This window comes from Curtobacterium sp. MCBA15_008 (assembly GCF_001865065.1).
Classification (GTDB): Bacteria; Actinomycetota; Actinomycetes; order Actinomycetales; family Microbacteriaceae; genus Curtobacterium.
Map to the genome: position 1 here is coordinate 13,651 of NZ_MJGN01000034.1, position 18,256 is coordinate 31,906.

Annotated in this window: 20 protein-coding genes; 9 read left to right on the forward strand and 11 right to left on the reverse strand. The window is 71.2% G+C overall.

Translation table 11 applies throughout. The features are described from left to right. Positions 1 to 31 precede the first annotated feature (31 nt). Together BIU96_RS13030 and BIU96_RS13035 are read right to left on the reverse strand one after the other, a co-directional pair. The gene (locus BIU96_RS13030; RefSeq protein WP_071293046.1) at positions 32 to 1,561 is read right to left on the reverse strand and encodes a catalase; all 1,530 of its coding nucleotides are present in this window, start codon (positions 1,559 to 1,561) and stop codon (positions 32 to 34) included. 95 nt (positions 1,562 to 1,656) lie between these two features. After that, positions 1,657 to 2,100 carry a Fur family transcriptional regulator gene (locus BIU96_RS13035; RefSeq protein ID WP_071293047.1) on the reverse strand — a complete coding sequence of 148 codons (444 nt, stop codon included), beginning with the start codon at positions 2,098 to 2,100 and terminating at the stop codon, positions 1,657 to 1,659. Positions 2,101 to 2,341: 241 nt separating this feature from the next. Between BIU96_RS13035 and BIU96_RS13040 the strand changes: the two genes are divergently transcribed. Beyond that, positions 2,342 to 3,142, forward strand: a complete 801-nt coding sequence (locus tag BIU96_RS13040) for a cytochrome c oxidase assembly protein (RefSeq protein ID WP_071293048.1) — start codon at positions 2,342 to 2,344, stop codon at positions 3,140 to 3,142. A 288-nt stretch (positions 3,143 to 3,430) separates the two neighbouring features. Here the strand turns inward: BIU96_RS13040 and BIU96_RS13045 are convergent, their stop codons facing one another. Together BIU96_RS13045 and BIU96_RS13050 are read right to left on the reverse strand one after the other, a co-directional pair. Further along, on the reverse strand, positions 3,431 to 5,071 hold the full coding sequence (locus BIU96_RS13045) for a DHA2 family efflux MFS transporter permease subunit (protein ID WP_083402896.1): 1,641 nt from the start codon (positions 5,069 to 5,071) through the stop codon (positions 3,431 to 3,433). Next, positions 5,068 to 5,676, reverse strand: a complete 609-nt coding sequence (locus tag BIU96_RS13050) for a PadR family transcriptional regulator (RefSeq protein ID WP_071293049.1) — start codon at positions 5,674 to 5,676, stop codon at positions 5,068 to 5,070. The genes BIU96_RS13045 and BIU96_RS13050 overlap by 4 nt, the downstream gene beginning before the upstream one ends. 145 nt (positions 5,677 to 5,821) lie before the next feature. On the opposite strand from BIU96_RS13050, the gene purS reads away from it, so the two are divergent. Genes purS through BIU96_RS13070 form a run of 4 tightly spaced genes read left to right on the forward strand, consistent with a single transcriptional unit; the run spans position 5,822 to position 10,126 of the window. After that, positions 5,822 to 6,073, forward strand: a complete 252-nt coding sequence (gene purS / locus BIU96_RS13055) for a phosphoribosylformylglycinamidine synthase subunit PurS (protein WP_071293050.1) — start codon at positions 5,822 to 5,824, stop codon at positions 6,071 to 6,073. 5 nt (positions 6,074 to 6,078) lie between these two features. After that, complete coding sequence (purQ, locus tag BIU96_RS13060) at positions 6,079 to 6,774, forward strand: phosphoribosylformylglycinamidine synthase subunit PurQ (RefSeq protein WP_071293272.1); 696 nt, start codon at positions 6,079 to 6,081, stop codon at positions 6,772 to 6,774. 32 nt (positions 6,775 to 6,806) lie between these two features. Continuing rightward, positions 6,807 to 9,188: a phosphoribosylformylglycinamidine synthase subunit PurL gene (gene purL, locus BIU96_RS13065; RefSeq protein ID WP_254786145.1), complete on the forward strand. Its 2,382-nt coding sequence runs from the start codon at positions 6,807 to 6,809 to the stop codon at positions 9,186 to 9,188. 17 nt (positions 9,189 to 9,205) lie between these two features. Next, on the forward strand, positions 9,206 to 10,126 hold the full coding sequence (locus BIU96_RS13070; protein WP_071293052.1) for a 2-hydroxyacid dehydrogenase: 921 nt from the start codon (positions 9,206 to 9,208) through the stop codon (positions 10,124 to 10,126). Between the two features lie 118 nt (positions 10,127 to 10,244). On the opposite strand, the gene BIU96_RS13075 is transcribed toward BIU96_RS13070, so the two are convergent. Together BIU96_RS13075 and BIU96_RS13080 are read right to left on the reverse strand one after the other, a co-directional pair. Continuing rightward, on the reverse strand, positions 10,245 to 11,231 hold the full coding sequence (locus tag BIU96_RS13075) for a beta-propeller fold lactonase family protein (protein WP_254786160.1): 987 nt from the start codon (positions 11,229 to 11,231) through the stop codon (positions 10,245 to 10,247). Between the two features lie 5 nt (positions 11,232 to 11,236). Next, positions 11,237 to 11,560 carry a chorismate mutase gene (locus BIU96_RS13080; RefSeq protein ID WP_071293054.1) on the reverse strand — a complete coding sequence of 108 codons (324 nt, stop codon included), beginning with the start codon at positions 11,558 to 11,560 and terminating at the stop codon, positions 11,237 to 11,239. 105 nt (positions 11,561 to 11,665) lie between these two features. On the opposite strand from BIU96_RS13080, the gene BIU96_RS13085 reads away from it, so the two are divergent. After that, positions 11,666 to 12,070, forward strand: a complete 405-nt coding sequence (locus BIU96_RS13085; protein ID WP_175477550.1) for a DUF1304 domain-containing protein — start codon at positions 11,666 to 11,668, stop codon at positions 12,068 to 12,070. Between the two features lie 131 nt (positions 12,071 to 12,201). Here BIU96_RS13085 and BIU96_RS13090 read toward each other — a convergent pair whose 3' ends face one another. Next, positions 12,202 to 13,209, reverse strand: coding sequence for an iron-siderophore ABC transporter substrate-binding protein (locus tag BIU96_RS13090; RefSeq protein ID WP_071293055.1), 1,008 nt, complete (start codon positions 13,207 to 13,209; stop codon positions 12,202 to 12,204). 56 nt (positions 13,210 to 13,265) lie between these two features. Between BIU96_RS13090 and BIU96_RS13095 the strand changes: the two genes are divergently transcribed. Beyond that, positions 13,266 to 14,132 (forward strand): shikimate dehydrogenase, encoded by an 867-nt coding sequence (locus BIU96_RS13095; protein ID WP_071293056.1) that lies wholly within the window; start codon positions 13,266 to 13,268, stop codon positions 14,130 to 14,132. A gap of 38 nt (positions 14,133 to 14,170) precedes the next feature. Here the strand turns inward: BIU96_RS13095 and BIU96_RS13100 are convergent, their stop codons facing one another. Genes BIU96_RS13100 through BIU96_RS13110 form a run of 3 tightly spaced genes read right to left on the reverse strand, consistent with a single transcriptional unit; the run spans position 14,171 to position 15,973 of the window. Beyond that, a complete protein-coding gene (locus BIU96_RS13100) occupies positions 14,171 to 15,124 on the reverse strand; it encodes an SDR family NAD(P)-dependent oxidoreductase (protein ID WP_071293057.1) in 954 nt (317 codons plus the stop codon). Positions 15,125 to 15,151: 27 nt separating this feature from the next. Beyond that, positions 15,152 to 15,538: a YchJ family protein gene (locus BIU96_RS13105; protein ID WP_071293058.1), complete on the reverse strand. Its 387-nt coding sequence runs from the start codon at positions 15,536 to 15,538 to the stop codon at positions 15,152 to 15,154. A gap of 9 nt (positions 15,539 to 15,547) precedes the next feature. Beyond that, positions 15,548 to 15,973 carry an organic hydroperoxide resistance protein gene (locus tag BIU96_RS13110; RefSeq protein ID WP_071293059.1) on the reverse strand — a complete coding sequence of 142 codons (426 nt, stop codon included), beginning with the start codon at positions 15,971 to 15,973 and terminating at the stop codon, positions 15,548 to 15,550. Between the two features lie 253 nt (positions 15,974 to 16,226). On the opposite strand from BIU96_RS13110, the gene BIU96_RS13115 reads away from it, so the two are divergent. After that, positions 16,227 to 16,898 (forward strand): hypothetical protein, encoded by a 672-nt coding sequence (locus BIU96_RS13115; protein WP_071293060.1) that lies wholly within the window; start codon positions 16,227 to 16,229, stop codon positions 16,896 to 16,898. 157 nt (positions 16,899 to 17,055) lie between these two features. After that, positions 17,056 to 17,787 (forward strand): SOS response-associated peptidase, encoded by a 732-nt coding sequence (locus BIU96_RS13120; RefSeq protein WP_071293061.1) that lies wholly within the window; start codon positions 17,056 to 17,058, stop codon positions 17,785 to 17,787. A gap of 87 nt (positions 17,788 to 17,874) precedes the next feature. Here BIU96_RS13120 and BIU96_RS13125 read toward each other — a convergent pair whose 3' ends face one another. Next, positions 17,875 to 18,201 (reverse strand): hypothetical protein, encoded by a 327-nt coding sequence (locus BIU96_RS13125; protein WP_071293062.1) that lies wholly within the window; start codon positions 18,199 to 18,201, stop codon positions 17,875 to 17,877. Between the last annotated feature and the right edge of the window lie 55 nt (positions 18,202 to 18,256).

Genomic DNA, 18,256 nt, shown 5'->3' on the forward strand with positions numbered 1-18,256 from the left:
GCCTCCCGTCCGTCAGGTGGTGGACCGGGGCTTACGCCTCGACGGCGACCTTCTCGGGGTCCTCGTTGGACCCCGGGGCGCTCGGTGAGACCGCGGCGCGCACGCGCGCGCCGAGCTCGGCATCGACGTTGGTCCAGTAGGCGAACACGCGCTCGCGCAGGTCGTCGCGCGTCACCTTCGAGACGTGCCCGGCGATGTTGCCGACCAGGCGCTCACGGGCGGCGTCGTCGAGGACCTCGCGGACGAGCGTGCCGGCCTGGCCGAAGTCGTCGTCCTCGGGGTGGAGCGTCGCGGCGGAGCGCTGCAGTGCACCGTCGGACTCCCAGCCCGGGGCGTCGTCGGTCGCGTTCGGGTCGGCGTGCGCGCCACCGAGCGAGTTCGGCGCGTACACGGGGACCTCGGACTTCTGGAAGTCGAAGCGCATGGCGCCGTCCTTCGAGTACGAGTGCACCTCGTTCTTCGGGGCGTTGACCGGCAGCTGCGCGTGGTTCGTGCCGACGCGGTAGCGGTGGGCGTCCGCGTAGCTGAAGATGCGCGCGAGGAGCATCTTGTCCGGGCTCGCCGCGATGCCGGGCACGAAGTTCGAGGGGGCGAAGGTCGCCTGCTCGATCTGCGCGAAGTAGTTCTCCGGGTTGCGGTTCAGCTCCATCGTGCCGACCTCGATGAGCGGGTAGTCGCCCTTCGGCCACACCTTCGTCAGGTCGAACGGGTTGAAGCGGTAGCTGGCGGCGTCCTCGTAGGGCATGACCTGCACCTTGAGGGTCCAGCGCGGGTTGTCGCCACGCTCGATCGCGGCGTGCAGGTCGCGGATGTGGAAGTCCGCGTCCTCGCCGGCGATGCGGTCGGCGTCCTCCTGCGTCAGGGTCTTGTGGCCCTGCTGGGTCTGGAAGTGGTACTTCACCCAGAAGCGCTCGCCCTCGGCGTTGATCCACTGGTAGGTGTGCGAGCCGAAGCCGTCCATCTCGCGCCAGCTGGCCGGCAGGCCGCGGTCACCCATCAGCCACGTGACCTGGTGCGCCGACTCGGGCGACAGGGTCCAGAAGTCCCACTGCATGTCGTGGTCGCGCAGGTGCGAGCCCGGCAGGCGCTTCTGCGAGCGGATGAAGTCCGGGAACTTGATGCCGTCGCGGATGAAGAAGACGGGGGTGTTGTTGCCGACGAGGTCGTAGTTGCCCTCTTCGGTGTAGAACTTCAGCGCGAAGCCACGGGGGTCGCGCCAGGTGTCCGGGGAGCCCTGCTCACCGGCGACGGACGAGAAACGCGCGAGCATCTCGGTCTGCTTGCCCGGCTGCAGGAACGCGGCACGGGTGAAGCGGCTGATGTCCTGCGTGACGGTGAAGGTACCGAAGGCGCCGCCGCCCTTGGCGTGCACGACGCGCTCCGGGACACGCTCGCGGTTGAACTGCGCGAGCTTCTCGACCAGGTAGTGGTCGTGGAGGGCGATGGGGCCGTCGGCGCCGACACCCATGGAGTGCTGGTCGCTCGAGACGGGGGCGCCGGAGTTGGTCGTCGTGGTGGGGGTGCCGGCCGGCTGGCCGGTCGTCGTGTTCTGGTCGGACACGGTTCCTCCTCAGGTGGAACGGTTGGTTCGGTCAGGGTGCTCGGGTTGTCTGTGGGGCCGGTCCGCGTCCGACGCGCTCGTCGCCGCGGGGCTGGCTACGCCGTGACGGGCTCGGCGTCGTCGCGTTCCGCCGCTGCGCACCGCTCGCAGATCCCCCAGTAGGTGACCTCGGCGGTGGTGACGGCGAAGCCGTGCGTCTCGGACGGCGTCAGGCACGGCGAGTGACCCACCGCGCAGTCGACGTCCTCGATCGTGCCGCACATCGTGCACACGATGTGGTGGTGGTTGTCGCCGGTGCGCCGTTCGTAGCGCGCGGGGCTGCCGGCCGGCTCGATCCGGCGGACCAGCCCGACGCCGGTGAGCGCCGCGAGGACGCCGTACACCGCCTGGTGGCTGGTCGTCGGGAGCTCGGCGGCCAGGGCCGTCACGATGTCGTCGGCCGTGGCGTGCGGCATCGTCTCGGTCGCGCGGAGGACGGCGAGCCGCGGGGTCGTCACCCGGAGTCCGGCGGTGCGGAGCAGGTCGGCATCGACATCCATGAGGACCCCTTCTTTTGCAGCGATCAAGACAACAGCCACTGTACACGCTCCCGGAGGCGGTTCGGATCTGAACCGGTTCTCACCACCCGGAGCCCGGCGCAGACCCTCGGGACCGCGCTCCGGGCGGAGGATCGTCATCGGCCGCACGATCCGCAGGAGGCACCCCACGCCGTCGACACCCGAGTTCTGGAGCTCCTGGCACGCCGATCCGCTGGCTGCCGTCCTCATCGCCGTCGCCGCGGTGGCCTACGGCTGGTGGGTCGTCGGCGCGGCGCGGCGGGGGACGCCGTGGCCGTGGTGGCGGAGCCTGGCGTTCCTCGCGGCGCTCGTCCTGTTCGGGATCCTGCAGTTCGGCATCGTCGGCCTGTACGACCGCGAGCTGCGCTGGGCGTTCGTGCTGCGGCTGGCCCTGCTCTTCTTCGCGGTCCCCACCTTCGCCGAGCTGGCCGCGCCCGTCTCGTTGCTCCGGACTGGAGGCCCCGCTCGCCTCGCGCAGGCCGCCACCGCGGTCCTCCGGTCACGTCCGGCGCGGTTCCTCGGCAACGCGATCGTCTCGCCACTCATCGCCCTCGCGTTGTTCTGCGTCCTGCTCACCCCGCTCGCGGCCACCATCCGCGAGTCCGCCGGGTGGGCGACGGCGATCACGGTGCTGGTGCCCATGCTGGGCTTCGGGCTGCTCACACCCCTGTCCGAGCCGGGGATCCTGCGCTCGTCGACCTTCGTCACCGTCGAGTTCCTGCTCGCGTTCGTCGAGCTGCTGGCCGACGCGGTCCCGGGCATCGTCCTGCGGATCACGAACCACGTGATGGACCACTCGGTCGTGCAGGCGGTCGGGCAGTCCTGGTTCCCGTCGCCGCTGCGCGACCAGCACCTCGCCGGCGACCTGCTCTGGTTCATCGCCGAGGTCGCCGACGTCCCCGTGCTCATCGCGCTGTTCGTACGGTGGCAGCGGAGCGACCGCCGGGAGGCCCGCAGCGTCGACGCCCTCAGCGACGAGGAGATGGAGGCGCTGACGCGGGCGCACCTCGAGCGGCGCGGCTGAGGGGGCGGGCGGAGGGGCGGGCGGGCGCGCGCGTGCGGCGGCAGGCCCCGCTGGCGCGGCTGAGCGTGCGGCGGCGGCGACGTGCGTCGAAACATCACACGCATCTGCCGACAAAGCACGCGTCGATCAACGGGTGCGGTGTCGGAACATGCGTGTACATGTTTCGATAGGGCCCGACCCTGGCCCCGACCCGACCCCGACACCGACGCCGACCCCGCGGGCGCGCACACGAACGGGCCCCGAGCCGCTCGTGTGAGCAGCCCGGGGCCCGTTCAGCGACGACGCTACCTAGGCGTCGGCGTGCTTGCCGTGGTGGTCGATCGACGCGAGTTCGTCCTCGGGCGTCGACGGAGCGGCAGCCGCAGCGTGCACGCCGTGCCCGACCTTCGGCGAGCCCTCGGCATCGGCGTCGGCGTCCGGCTGCGTCGCGACCGACCCGGTCTGCTGCCAGGCGACGGTCTGCTTCGGCTTCGCCAGGAACAGTGCGGCGACGATCGCGATGACGAGCACCACGGCCGGCAGCACGAGCGCCTGGCCCATCGCGGTGGCGAACGGCTGGAGCAGGAACTGCGGCAGACCGCCGACCTGCTGCTCCGCACCGCCGGCCGAGACCCCGCCGGACTGCGCCGGGAAGTTCGCCGTGATGCGCGCCTCGATCAGCGCCGCGATGCCCGCCGAGCCGAGCACGGCACCGATCTGCCGCGTGGTGTTGTAGACGCCCGAGCCGGCACCGGCCAGGCGCGGCGAGAGGTTCCGCGTCGCCGAGACGGACAGCGGGCCCCACATGCAGGCGTTGGCGAGGCCGAGCAGCGCGCTCGGCAGGAGCACCCAGCCCCAGTCGGCGCCGGACGCGAGGAGCGCACCGAACCAGAACAGGCCGGCCGAGAAGCAGGCGAGGCCGAACGACGCGACCCAGCGCGGGTTCCACACCGTGAGCTTCTTGCCGATGAACGGGGCGAGACCGGCGGAGATGACGGCCTGCGGCACGAGGAGCAGCGCAGCGCCGGTCGGCGAGAACTTCTCGACGTCCTGCGCCCAGAGCATGATCGGCAGCGCGAACGACGAGATGGCGACGCCGACCGCGGTGATCGCGATGTTCGCCAGCGTGAAGTTCCGGTCCTTGAACAGGCCGAGCGGCAGCAGCGGCTCGCCCTTCTGCACGCCCTGCCAGACGACGAACGCGGCGAGCACGACGATGCCGGCGATGATGAGCGACCAGACGCTGATCGGCCCGGTGATGGTGCCCCAGTCGTAGGTCTCGCCCTCTTGGATGCCGAAGACGAGCAGGAACAGACCGGCGGCGGAGAGCACGATGCCGAGGTAGTCGAACCGGTGGCCGTGGCGCTCGAACTTCGGCACGAAGCGCTGCGCGAGGATGAACGCGACGACGCCGACGGGGACGTTCACGATGAAGATCCACTCCCAGCCGAAGCCGTCGACGAGCAGGCCGCCGAGGATCGGGCCGACGAGGGACGCGACACCGGCGACGGCACCCCAGAGACCCATCGCCGCGCCACGGTTCTGCGGCGGGAACATCCGGGTGATCACGGACATCGTCTGCGGGGTCATCATGGCGGCGCCGAGGCCCTGCACGACGCGGGCGACGATGAGCATCTCGATCGAGCCGGACAGCCCGCACCAGAGGCTGGCGAGCGTGAACACGACGAGCCCGGTCTGGTAGAGCACCTTCGGGCCGAAGCGGTCACCGAGACGGCCGGTGATGAGGAGCGGCACGGCGTACGCGAGCAGGTACGCGCTGGTCACCCAGATGACGGCGTTGATGTCGGCGTCGAGCTTCTCGGCGATGGTGGGGGTCGCGACGGACACGATGGTCGAGTCGACGAGGATCATGAAGAAGCCGACGACGAGCGCCCACAGGGCGGGCCACGGCTTCTTCTCGGTCGTCCGCGGAGGCGTGACGGTGGTCATCGAGTGGTTTCCTTGCTGTTCGGTTCGGTGTCGGTGGCGAGCGCCGGTCCGTCCCAGGGGACGTCCCCACGCTCGATGCGCTCCGCGGTCGCGGTGAGCCACTCGAGTTGCGCGGTGAGCATGGCACGGACGTACGACACGTCCAGCCAGTAGCGGGTCGCCAACCCCTTGGCCTGGAGGCCCGTGGCCGCTTCCGTGAACCCGGCCAGTCGGGCGCGGATCGCGTCGGCTCGGGCCCGGAGCGCGGTGACCGCGTCGTGGTCGCTCAGGTTGTCGACGTGGGAGAGCGCCAGGTGGAACTCGGGGTACTCGTCGGCCGGTTCGGCGACCATGCGCCGCAGTCCGGACTCCAGGGCGGCCCGCCCGTGGTCGGTGATCGCGTACGTGGTGCGCTCGGGACGGTTGCCCGCGCGCTCGGTCCCGAGCGGTTCGGCGTACCCGAGGTCGACGAGTCGTCCGATCTGGTGGTAGAGCGTGCCCGGTCGGACCTTGACGTTCTCGTCCTCCCGGCGCTGGAGCATGAGCTGGAACATCTCGTAGGGGTGCATCGGCGCCTCGTTGAGGAGCCCGAGCGCGGCGAACGCAAGCGGCGTGAGTGACGCCATCCGTGCCTCCAGTCCGGTGTTCCAACGTGACTATTCGACTTCGAATATACGCCTTCGATCACTTCTCCACAAGCGTGCGGGCGCGACGCGCCCGCCACGTAGACTGGTCCGGTCCCACCCACCCCCCAAGTGCTGGAGTGAACACGTGCCAACGATCGTCGTCGAGGTCATGCCGAAGGCCGAGATCCTCGACCCCCAGGGCAAGGCGGTGGGCAACGCCCTCGCCCGCCTCGGCAAGGCCGACCTGACCAACGTCCGCATCGGCAAGCGCTTCGAGGTGTCGGTCGACGGCCCGGTCGACGACGCCAAGCTCGCCGAGGTCCGCGAGATCGCGGCCGACGTCTTCTCCAACGCGGTCATCGAGGACGTCGTGTCCGTGACCGTCGAGGGTCAGTGACCCGGATGCGCATCGGCGTCATCACCTTCCCCGGCTCCCTCGACGACCGCGACGCCCAGCGCGCCGTCCGGCTCGCCGGCGCCGACCCGGTCGCCCTCTGGCACGGTGACCACGACCTGCAGGGCGTCGACGCCATCGTGCTCCCGGGCGGGTTCTCCTACGGCGACTACCTCCGCGCCGGCGCGATCGCCGCGAAGGCCCCGATCATGGCCGAGGTCATCGACGCCGCGGGCAAGGGCATGCCCGTGCTCGGCATCTGCAACGGCTTCCAGATGCTCGCCGAGGCACGACTCGTGCCCGGCGCGCACACCCGCAACGCGCACCAGCAGTTCATCCGGCGCGACCAGAAGCTCCGCGTCGAGACGACCGGCACCGCGTGGACCTCGGGCTTCACCGCCCAGCAGGAGATCACGATCCCGCTCAAGAACGCCGACGGCCGCTTCGTGGCGGACGCCGACGAGATCAAGCGCATCGAGGACAACGGCCAGGTCGTGTTCCGCTACGTCGGCGTGAACCCGAACGGCTCGATCGACGACATCGCCGGCGTCTCGAACGAGCGCGGCAACGTCGTCGGCCTGATGCCGCACCCCGAGCACGCGACGGAACCCGGGTTCGGCCCGGACACCCCCGCGGCGATGGCCTCCGGCACGGACGGCCTCACCTTCTTCACCTCCGTGATCGAGTCGACGCTCGTCAAGTGACGACGACTCCAGTGACAGGGAACAACGACACCGTGACCACTTTCGTGCGCCCGAAGCCCGACACCGTGCAGGACGCGGCGGCCACCCCCGACAAGGACCAGCCGTACGAGGCCCTCGGGCTGAAGGCCGACGAGTACGCGAAGATCCGCGAGATCCTCGGCCGCCGCCCCACCTCGGGCGAGCTGGCGATGTACTCGGTGATGTGGTCCGAGCACTGCTCGTACAAGTCGTCGAAGAACTACCTCCGGCAGTTCGGCAAGAAGGTCACGCCGGAGATGACCAAGAACCTCATGGTGGGCATGGGCGAGAACGCCGGTGTCATCGACGTCGGCAACGGCTGGGCGGTCACCTTCAAGGTCGAGTCGCACAACCACCCGTCGTACGTCGAGCCGTACCAGGGCGCCGCGACCGGTGTCGGCGGCATCGTCCGCGACATCATCTCGATGGGCGCACGCCCCGTCGCCGTGATGGACCAGCTCCGCTTCGGCGCGATCGACCACGAGGACACGGCGCGCGTCGTGCACGGCGTCGTCGGCGGCATCTCGTTCTACGGCAACTGCCTCGGCCTGCCGAACATCGGTGGCGAGACCTACTTCGACTCGGTCTACCAGGGCAACCCGCTGGTGAACGCCCTCGCGGTCGGCGTCCTCCGCCACGAGGACCTGCACCTGGCCAACGCCTCGGGTGCCGGCAACAAGGTCGTGCTCTTCGGCGCCCGCACGGGTGGCGACGGCATCGGCGGCGCCTCGATCCTGGCGTCCGACACCTTCACCGAGGGCGGCCCAACCAAGCGCCCCGCAGTGCAGGTCGGCGACCCGTTCGCCGAGAAGGTCCTCATCGAGTGCTGCCTCGAGCTGTTCCAGAAGGAACTCGTCGAGGGCATCCAGGACCTCGGAGCCGCCGGGATCTCGTGCGCCACGTCCGAGCTCGCCTCCAACGGCGACGGCGGCATGCACATCTCGCTCGACGACGTCCTGCTCCGCGACCCCACGCTCACCGCGGAAGAGATCCTCATGTCGGAGAGCCAGGAGCGCATGATGGCGGTCGTCCGCCCCGACAAGCTCGATGAGTTCCTCGCGGTCGTGGACAAGTGGGAGGTCGAGACCAGCGTCCTCGGCGAGGTCACCGGCACCGGCCGCCTCGTCATCGACTGGCAGGGCCAGGAGATCGTGAACGTCGACCCGCGCACGGTCGCCGTCGACGGCCCCGTCTACGACCGCCCGGTCGCCTACCCGACGTGGATCGACGCCCTGCAGGCAGACGGCGCGGAGTCGCTCGAGCGGCCCGAGACCGGGCCGGCGCTGAAGGCGCAGTTCCTGCAGCTCCTCGGCTCGCCGAACCTGGCGTCGAAGAACTGGGTGACGAACCAGTACGACACCTACGTGCTCGGCAACACCGCGCTCTCCTTCCCCGACGACGGCGGCATGATCCGCGTCGACGAGGAAACGGGGCTCGGTGTCACCATCGCGACCGACGCGAACGGCCGCTACTGCCAGCTCGACCCGAAGCAGGGCGCGCGCCTGGCCCTCGCCGAGGCGTACCGCAACGTCGCCGTCACCGGTGCCGTCCCCGCGGCCGTCACCGACTGCCTGAACTTCGGCTCGCCGGAGAACCCCGAGGTCATGTGGCAGTTCGCCCAGGCCGTCGAGGGTCTCGCGGACGGCTGCATGGAACTCGGGATCCCGGTCACCGGCGGCAACGTGTCGTTCTACAACCAGACCGGCTCGACGCCGATCCACCCGACCCCCGTCGTCGGTGTGCTCGGGGTCATCGAGGACGTCGCACTCCGCGTGCCGTCCGGCTGGCAGGACGACGGCCACAACATCTACCTGCTCGGCACCACGTCGCTCGAGCTCGACGGCTCGGCCTGGGCCGGCACCGTGCACGACCACCTCGGTGGTCGCCCGCCGGCGGTCGACCTCGAGCGCGAGAAGGCCCTCGGGGACCTCCTGCACGCCGCGGCGACGGAGCAGCTCCTGACGAGTGCGCACGACCTGGCGGACGGCGGCCTCGGCCAGGCCCTCGCCGAGTCGGTGCTCCGGTTCGGGCTCGGCGCCCGCGTGGTCCTCGACGAGCTCGAGTCCCGCGACGGTGTGGACACCGCGACCGCGCTGTTCTCCGAGTCGACCGGTCGCGTCATCGTGACGGTCCGGCGCGAGGACGACGTCCGGTTCCAGGGCCTCTGCGCCGGCCGCGGCTTCCCGGTGCTCCGGATCGGCGTGACCGACGCGGCGTCCGGATCGCTCGAGGTCCAGGGTGCGTTCGAGGCGACGCTCGACGAGCTCCGCGGCACCCACGACGCGACCCTGCCGAGCCGCTTCGGTGACGTCATCGTCTCCGACGTGACCGAGGGCTACGTCGGCCGGGGTCCGCTCGACTCCGACGGCGCGTTCTCGCCCCGCTCGGACGCCTGAGTCCGGCCGCCGACAGGATGCCGATCGTCACCCTGCCCTTCGCGGAGCTCGTCGACCGGTTCGGCCCCGTGCCGGACGGCGTCGAGCTGGACGTGTGGGACGTCGAGGAGCCGTACACGCGCCCCGACGACGTCGCCATCGCGTTCCTGCCGTTCTACTTCGGTGGACGGCACCGCTGGCAGTACGTCCACGACCTGCCGAACCTGCAGCTCCTGCAGCTGCCGAGCGCCGGGTACGAGCACGCCGTCCCGTACGTCCCCGGACACGCGCAGCTCGCGAACGGGCGCGGCATCCACGACGACGAGACCGCCGAGCTCGCGGTCGGGCTCGCGCTGACCTCGCTCCGTGAGCTCGGTGCGTTCCAGGCCGACCGTGCGAACGGCGTCTGGGACGTCCGCACCACGCGGTCCCTGGCCGACCGCCGGGTCACGGTCGTCGGCTACGGCGCCATCGGCTCCGCCATCGCCACACGGTTCGAGGCGTTCCGCACCGACGTGACCGTGGTGGCCCGCACCGCTCGTGAGCAGGACGGTCGGCACGTTCGTGCGTTCGGCGATCTGCCGGCGCTGGCGGCGGACACGGACGTGCTCGTCCTCATCACGCCGCTGACCGACGAGACCGAGCGACTCGTCGACGCCGATCTCCTCGCGGCCCTGCCCGACGGCGCCCTCGTGGTGAACGTCGCCCGTGGCAAGGTCGTCGACACCGACGCGCTCGTGGCCGAGCTGCAGTCGGGGCGGTTGTCGGCAGCGCTCGACGTCACCGACCCGGAGCCCCTCCCGGCCGGGCACCCGCTGTGGACCACGCCGAACACCGTCCTCACGCCCCACGTCGGCGGCAACACGGACCTCAGCGTGCCGCGGTCGATCGAGCTCATGCGTCGGCAGGTGGCAGCGCTGGCCGACGGCCGTCCGTTCGAGAACGTCATCCAGTCCTGACGCGCACGGTCACCGCTCACTGAGCGGGGTGGTCGCGACCACCGACGGACTGGAGGCGCGGTGCCGGCTGGCACCGCGCCTCCAGTCCGTCACGGGGTGCGGACCGCCGGCCGAGTCGTCAGAGCGGGACGATGCAGGTCGGCGTGCCGACCGGGATCTGCGCGACGGCGTCACCGGGGACGCCGTCGTCGCCGACGGGCAGCACGGCGACGGCGTCGGACATCTGGTTCGCGACGAGCACGAAGCCGGGAACGCGGGCGAAGTGCCGGGGCCACACGCCCCCGGAGGACGCCGAGCCGACCAGGGTGAGTCCGCCCTCGGCGGCGTCGAGCACGACGATCAGGTCTCGCCCGCGCACGGCGACGGACACCAGGCCGCGGTCGTCGACCTCGATGTGGCTGAGCAACGACTCGCCCACCGCGCCGTCGAAGGTCGGAGTCGAGGCGATCGTCACGAGCGACCCGGACTCGTCACGGCGCAGGCGGTGCACGTGCCCGTCGAGCTCGCCGGCGACGATGAGGTCGCCGTCGTACCAGGCCATGTGTCGCGGGCCGGCGCCGGGTGCCACGTGGTGCACACGGACCGGTTCGATCGAGGGGGCGTCGGTGATCCGGTACTCGTGCAGCGCGTCCCCGCCGAGGTCGGCGACGAGCACGGTCCCGTCGGGCGTCGCGACGGACTGGTGGGCGTGCGGGCCCTCCTGCCGGTCCTCGACCGGGCCGGTCACGTCCGGGAGGAGCTCGGTGACGACCGGAGCGCCGTCGGGCAGCGACACCGCGGTGACGGTGCCGGAGACGTAGTTCGTCACGACGAGGGTGCCGGACGGGTCGAGCCGGACGTGGCAGGGGGCGTCGCCACCCGCAGGTGCGTCCCAGAGGTGCTCGAGTTCGAGGTCGTCACGACGGAAGGCGGAGACGCTGCCGTCGGCCTTCTCGGAGACCGCGTAGACCCGGTCGCCGGAGACGGCGAGGAACGAGGGGTCGTCGATGACCGCGACGGTGCGGACGTCCGGGGCCTCGGGATCGCCAGCAGCGACGATCGAGATGCCCGTCGCGGTGCCGCCGCCGGTCGCCGTGTACGAGCCGACCAGCAGGGCGGGGAGCATCGTGCTCACGCGTCGCCGCCGGCGATCTGCTCGTGGTGGTGGATGACCTCGGCGACGATGAAGTTGAGGAACTTCTCGGCGAAGGCGGGGTCGAGGTGCGACTCGGCCGCGAGCGACCGGAGCCGTGCGACCTGGATCTGCTCCCGACCCGGGTCGGCGGCGGGCATCCCCGCGGTGGCCTTGAGGTAGCCGACGCGCTGCGTGTACTTGAAGCGCTCGGCCAGCATGTGGATCACGGCGGCGTCGATGTTGTCGATGCTCTGCCGGATGCTGCGGAGTTCGGCGACGGCGGCCTGGTCGTACTGGGGCGTGGTGACGTCGTCGCTCATGCCCCGAGCCTAACGGCCGAGGCTGGCCGACCGGTGTCGGTTACGCCGCTGCCCGGTCAGTGCCGAGAACCCGTGCTCGGCTCGGGAACTGCGACAATGGTCTCCATGTCGGTCCTGCTCGTCATCTCGGCCGTGTGCGCGGTCCTCGCCGGCCTCGTGCACGTGTTCATCTTCTTCCTGGAATCCGTCGCGTGGACGAGTCCACGGGCGCAGCGGATCTTCGGGATCTCCTCGCGGGCCGAGGCCGATGCGACCCGTGCGATGGCGTTCAACCAGGGCTTCTACAACCTGTTCCTGGCGATCGGGGCGATCCTCGGTGTCGTGCTCGCCGCGACCGGCAGTCCCGCGACGGGCTGGACCCTCGTCGTCTTCTCGACGGCGTGCATGCTCGGCGCCGCCGTCGTCCTGGCCGGCACCGGGCGGAAGTACCTCAACTCGGCCTTCAAGCAGGGATCGCTCCCGCTGATCGCGCTGCTCTTCGCGTTCCTCGCGTCGACCTTCGGGGGCTGACCCTCCGAGCGAGGACGGTTCCTTCCCATCACGCCCGCGGTGGAAAGCGGGAACGGGCGTACCCGGTCGAAAGGATCGACCGAGTACGCCCGTTCCGACCGAGTACGCCCGTTCCGACCAGGCGCCCCGCGTCAGCCGAGCTTCGACGCGAACTCGTCCGGCAGCTTCTGCAGCGCCCACTCGATCGCCGCGGTGGTCCCCATCGAGAACGCCGACGACACGTCCGGGTCGTCGAAGACGATGGAGTGGCCGGCCTCGACCGACGGCACCTTCTGGAACAGCGGGTCCGACTCGGCCTTCGACGCGTCGACGTAGATCGGCAGGATGAGCGTCAGGTCGGCGTCCAGCAGGTCGAGGTTCTCGTCCGACAGGTGCACCGAGAACGCCTTGCCGGCCTGCTCGTCGATGGCCTTCGGGATCATGAACCCGAGGTTCCGCATGAACGTCGAGCGACTGTCGGTCGAGGCGTACGCCCCGAAGCCGTCGGCCGTGTAGGCCCCGACGACCGCGGACTTGCCGTCGAACTCCGGGTGCGCCTTGCGTGCGGCCGCGTAGGCGTCGTCGAGGCCGGAGAGCAGCTTCTTGCCCTCGGACTCCTTGCCGAGCGCCTTCGCGATCATCGTGGTCTGCTGCTCGGTCGAGGCGAGGTAGTTCTCGCCGCCCTTCGGGATCGCCACGGTCGGCGCGATCGCGGACAGCTTCGCGTACCGGTCCTTGTCGCCCGAGGACTTCACGTCGAGGATCACGTCGGGCTTGAGCTTGAGGATGTCCTCGTAGCTCGGCTCGAGCGTCTGGATGATCTTCGGCGACTTCGTGTAGGCGTCCTTGAGCCAGGGGCCCACGCCGTCGCCACCGAACGCGAGCCAGTCGCTCGCACCCACGGGCTGCACGCCGAGCTCGAGCGCGGTCTCGGCGTCGCCCCAGCCGAGGGCGACGACCCGCTTCGGCTGCGCGTCGATCTTCGTTGTGCCGAGCGCGGTCGTGATCGACACCGGGAACTGGCCGTCAGCCGAGGACGTCGAGGCGTCGTCGGTGGAGGAACCGGAACCGGAGGCGCACCCGGCGAGGACGAGGGACGCTGCGACGACGGCGCCTGCTGCGGCGAGGACGCGTCGGAGACGGTGGGGAGTACGGATCACGAAGGGTAGCCTAACCTAAGCGAACGGATCCCCGCTCCTGGCTAGGCTGACTGACCGTGGAGTACCCCGATGCCGACCGCACCCGCCTCGCGGTGCTCGGCTCCCCCATCGCACACTCGCTCTCGCCGACGCTGCACGCAGCGGCCTACGACGTGCTCGGGGTGCCGTTCCGGTACGGGAGGCACGAGGTCGCGTCCGGCGGACTGGACGCGTTCGTCGCGGGGCTGGGTGGGGAATGGCGCGGCCTGAGCCTGACGATGCCGCTCAAGCGCGAGGTGCTGCCGCTCCTCGACCGGACGACCCCGCTCGTCGACGAACTCGGCGTCGCCAACACGATCGCGTTCCGGCAGTCCGGCGACCGGGTGCTCCGCTCCGGCGCGAACACCGACGTCGAGGGACTCGTCCGCCCCGTCGAGGCGCTGGGACACGTCCCGGGTGAGGCCACGATCCTCGGCGGTGGCGCAACCGCCGCGAGTGCACTGACCGCCGCCGTCCGGCTCGGCGCCGTGCTCGTCCGGGTCTTCGCCCGGGACACCTCGAGGACCGGAGCCCTGGTCGACCTGGCGGTCCGGCTCGGCGTCACGCTCGACGTCCTCCCGCTGACGGAACTGCCCGGCACCCGCCACGGCTTCGTCGTGTCGACGCTGCCTGGTGGTGCCGCTGACGACCTCGACCTCGCGCCGTCCGGCGACGATGCCGTGCTCTTCGACGTCGCCTACGAGCCGTGGCCGACCGCCGTCGCCTCGCGCTGGGCGGACGCCGGCGGACGCGTGCTGAACGGGCTCGACATGCTCACCGAGCAGGCGATCGGACAGATCCGGTTCTTCCTCACCGGCAACGACGACGAGCTCCTGCCCGGCGAGGCGGACGTCCGGAGGGCGATGCGCGCGGCCGTGGGCCTGCCTGAGGTCATCGGGGCCTGACACCGCGGCGCCGCGGCCCCCTCGGCACCGCGCGCCGATCAGCGCCGGGAGCGCGCCTCGGCATCGAGCAGCGCGAGCGAGACGTCCCAGAGCCGGTCCGCGTCGTCCTCGTCGAGCGCCCACGGCAGCACGCCGTGCAGCCCGTCGACGATCCGGTCCGTGACGGCCGCCTCGTGGCAGTCCTCGAAGTAGCGGCCGGTGACCCCGGCGAGCTCGGGTGCCGTGGCCAGGAGGACCGAGGTCGCCGCACCCTGCTCGGGCGTCTTCACGGCGTCGGCCGCCGAGAGCTTCGTCGCCGCCAGCACCGCCGGGTCCCAGTGCTTCTGCAGTCCGGTCCAGATGCCCCCGGGCATGCAGGCGTTCGCGGTGACCCCGACGTCGGCCCACCGCTCCCCCACCGCCACGGCGAACAGGACGTTCGCCGTCTTCGACTGTGCGTAGGCAGCGCCGGGCTCGTAGCGACGACGGCGGAAGAACAGGTCGTCGAACACGACGGGCGACCCACCGTGCCCGCTCGACGACACCGAGACGATGCGAGCCGAACCCGAGGCCGCGAGCGGGTCGTGCAGACCGAGCGCGAGGGCGAAGTGCCCGAGGTGGTTCGTGGCGAACTGCGACTCCCACCCCGCCGCCGTGTACGCCTCCGGAGCGTCCATCACCCCGGCGTTGGCCACCAGGACGTCGAGCGGCCCGGACCACCGCGCCGTGAAGTCTTCGACGGACGCGGGCTGGTCGAGGTGCAGCTCGGAGACCACCGGGTGCTGCCCACCGGTCGTGCGGGCGATGTCCGCAGCCACCCGTTCCCCGGCCGCGGTGTCCCGGACGGCGAGGGTCACCGTCGCGCCGGCACCGGCGAGCGCCCGCGCCGTCTCGACCCCGATGCCCGAGGACGCTCCGGTGACGATCGCCGTGCGGCCGGTCAGGTCCACCCCCTCGAGGACCTCGTCGGCGGTCGAGCGGGCGCCGAAGGCGGCGAGGTCACGGTCGGGCATGGTGCTCCTGTCGGGTACGGGACGCGGTCAGACGACCGTCCCGTCCACGTAGGACCAACGACCGTGCTCGCGGACGAACTCGCTCGTCTCCTCGAGTGTGCCCCGCTCGTCTGCGGAACGCCACCACGCGCGGAAGGCGACCGTCCCCCGGGAGTCGAACGGGCCTCCAGAACGCGTCGACAGGACGTCCAACCGTGTCCAGCGCTGCTGCGGGTCCAACTCGAGGGACGCGGGCCGCGTCCGCGGGTGCCACGTCAGCAGCAGGTACTCCGGCAGCCCGAGCGCGAACGCGCTGAACCGTGACCGCATGAGCCGCTCCGCGGTCGGGGCGTCGGCCCCGGCATGCAGGGGTCCGCAGCACTCGCCGTAGGGGTTCCCGCTCAGGCAGGGGCAGCGCGACTCGTCGGTGACCACGCCGGAACGCTAGTCGACGATGGACAGGGCGACGGTGATGTTCCCGCGGGTGGCGTTCGAGTAGGGGCAGATCTCGTGGGCGCGCTCCCCGAGGCGCTGTCGCTGCTCGGGCTGCGCGGACGGCGCGTAGACGTCGAGCTCGACCGCCAGGCCGAAGCCGCCCTGGCCGTTGCCGCCGATGCCGACCTCTGCCGACACCTCGGCGTCCGCGGTGTCCACCCCGAGCTCCTTGCCGGCGGCGTGCAGCGCGCCGAGGAAGCACGCGGCGTACCCGGCTGCGAAGAGCTGCTCGGGGTTCGTGCCCTCGCCGCTGCCGCCCATCTCCTTCGGCGGACGGGTGTCGAGGTCGAGGCGGTCGTCCTCGGTGCGCACGTGGCCGTGCCGCCCGCCGCCGGTGGCGTGGGCGGCTGCGGTGTAGACGATGTCGAGACTCATGGTCTGAGCGCACCGCCCCTTCCTGGGCGACTGCTGGACGCGCCTGCACTGTCGGCCCGGGACACCGCCGCCGGGGCCACCCGCCGGGCGTGTCCGGGCGGGTACGTCTTTCGCTCGCGCCCGTCGTTGCGGGAGCAGAAATCGTCGAGTCGCCGCGCCGCCCCCGACGATTCCTGCTCCCTCGACGGACGGCAGCCGTGCAATCACCGGGCCGACAGCGCCGCGCGCAGCCCGGGCGAGTAGAAGGAACCTCGTGTTCACGCTCGGCTGGCAGGTGTTCCGGGAGCGCCTCGGCGAGGTGGTCGACCCGGCGAGGATCCGTCGCGCCGTGTGGCTCGCGGTCGCCGTGGCGGTCCTGGTGCTCGTGGCGCTCATCGCCCTGCAGCTCGCCTTCCGCTGGGCGGGCGCAGGCCCCGTTCATGCGTGGGTGACGATCGGCCTGCTGAGCGTCGCCGCGGGCGCGGTCGCGTTCTCGTGCTGCCCGACGGATCGGCTTCCGGCCCCGATGAACACGATCAACGGTCGGCAGGTCCGCACCGACTGGCAGCTCAGCGTCCGGTGGTCGGTGCAGCCCTACCTCGGTCGCACGGCGCGCCCGATCGCCCCCGACGACCGAGCGGCTGTGCTGAACGACGTCCCCCTCCTGCAACGAGGGCTGATCCGACGGTTGTCACGGTGGGGTGTGCTGCTCGTCGGCCTCGCGCTGTTGGGCGCGGCCGCGCTGACCGCCGGGGGCACGCCCCCGTACGCCTTCCTCTGGACCTTCATCTACGTCTGGACCGTGCCGGACCTCGTGGTCCGCCTCGGCCGAGCCGAACGCGCCCGCCTGGCTGCCCTGGCGGCTGACGTTCCGGTACCGGGCTCCCCACGGGTTGAACGCCGCCGCGAGCCGAACGGGTCGAAGGTGCGCCTGCCCGACGAGTAGCACGAGTAGCGCGGGCACGCTCGCCCCTTCGTCGGAGGAGCAGGAATCGTCGAGTCGCCGAGCCGACCCCGACGATTTCTGCTCCCTCGACAGACGGCAGCGGCACCCGAGGCGCGGGCCCCGGGCGCCTGTCGGTGGGGACGGGCACACTGGGCGCATGTGTGGAAGGTTCGTCGTCTCCGACACCACGGCCGATCTGCTGCCGGAACTGATCGGTGAGCTCGCCGACCGGACCGAGCACGTCGACGAGGACACCGGCGTGGTCGGCACCGGCCTCGTGCCGAGCTGGAACGTCGCACCCACCGACCCCGTGTTCGCCGTCCGCCAGCGCCACGGCGAACGCGAACTCCCGCAGATCAGCTGGGGCTTCGTGCCGAGCTGGGCGAAGGACTTCCAGAAGCAGCGCCCGAAGCCGATCAACGCCCGCATCGAGACGGTGGCGACGAGCGGCATGTTCAAGCGGGCGTTCGCGACGAACCGGTGCATCATCCCGGCGCAGGGCTACTACGAGTGGGTCGTGCGCGAGGACGGCAAGGAACCCCACTTCGTCCACGAGCCCGGCGGCGCACTGGCGATGGCCGGCGTGGTGAGCGCTTGGCCGGACCCGACCAAGCCCGAGGACGACCCGGACAAGTGGCGGCTCTCGCTCGCGATCATCACCCGTGACGCCCACGTTGCCCCGGGCGAGGTGCACGACCGGATGCCGGCGTTCCTCACCCCGGACGGCTACGACGACTGGCTCGGCGGTGGGCTGGCGACGGACGACCTGCTGGCACTCCTCGACCACGAGTCCCTGACGGTCGCCGCCGGTCTCGAGCAGTACGAGGTCTCGCGCGCCGTCAACAGCGTCAAGAACGACGGCCCGCAGCTCATCGAGCGGGTCGCCTGACGGACTGGAGGCCCGGATCACGTAAGCAGGTCTGCTCACGCGATCCGGGCCTCCAGTCCGGTGCCGGCGTCTGGCCGGTCCGTCGGCTCACGCCGCGCGCATCACTCCGGGGAGGACGATGTGCAGCCGCTCGGCGAGGCGCTCCTGCGCCTCTTCCAGCGACCGAAAGTCCCCGACGTACTGCCCGAACGTGTCGGACACGAAGTAGTGGCTGCCCTGCCGGTCGACCGTGCCGCCGTAGTACCCGGCGTAGTTGGCGGCCCAGAGGCCGGCGTCGGGTCGGGACCAGGTGATCCGGGCGCGCGCGGGCTGAGCGGGAGCGACGACCTCCGCCTCGATCTCGGTGATCGCTTCGATCGTGGCGGTGTCCAGGGTCACCTCGGCCTGCTGGCGGTGGGCGACGGTCGTGCTCATGGTGCTGCTCCTGTCGTGCTGCGGTGCTGTCTGTCGTGCTGCGGTGCTGGTGGTG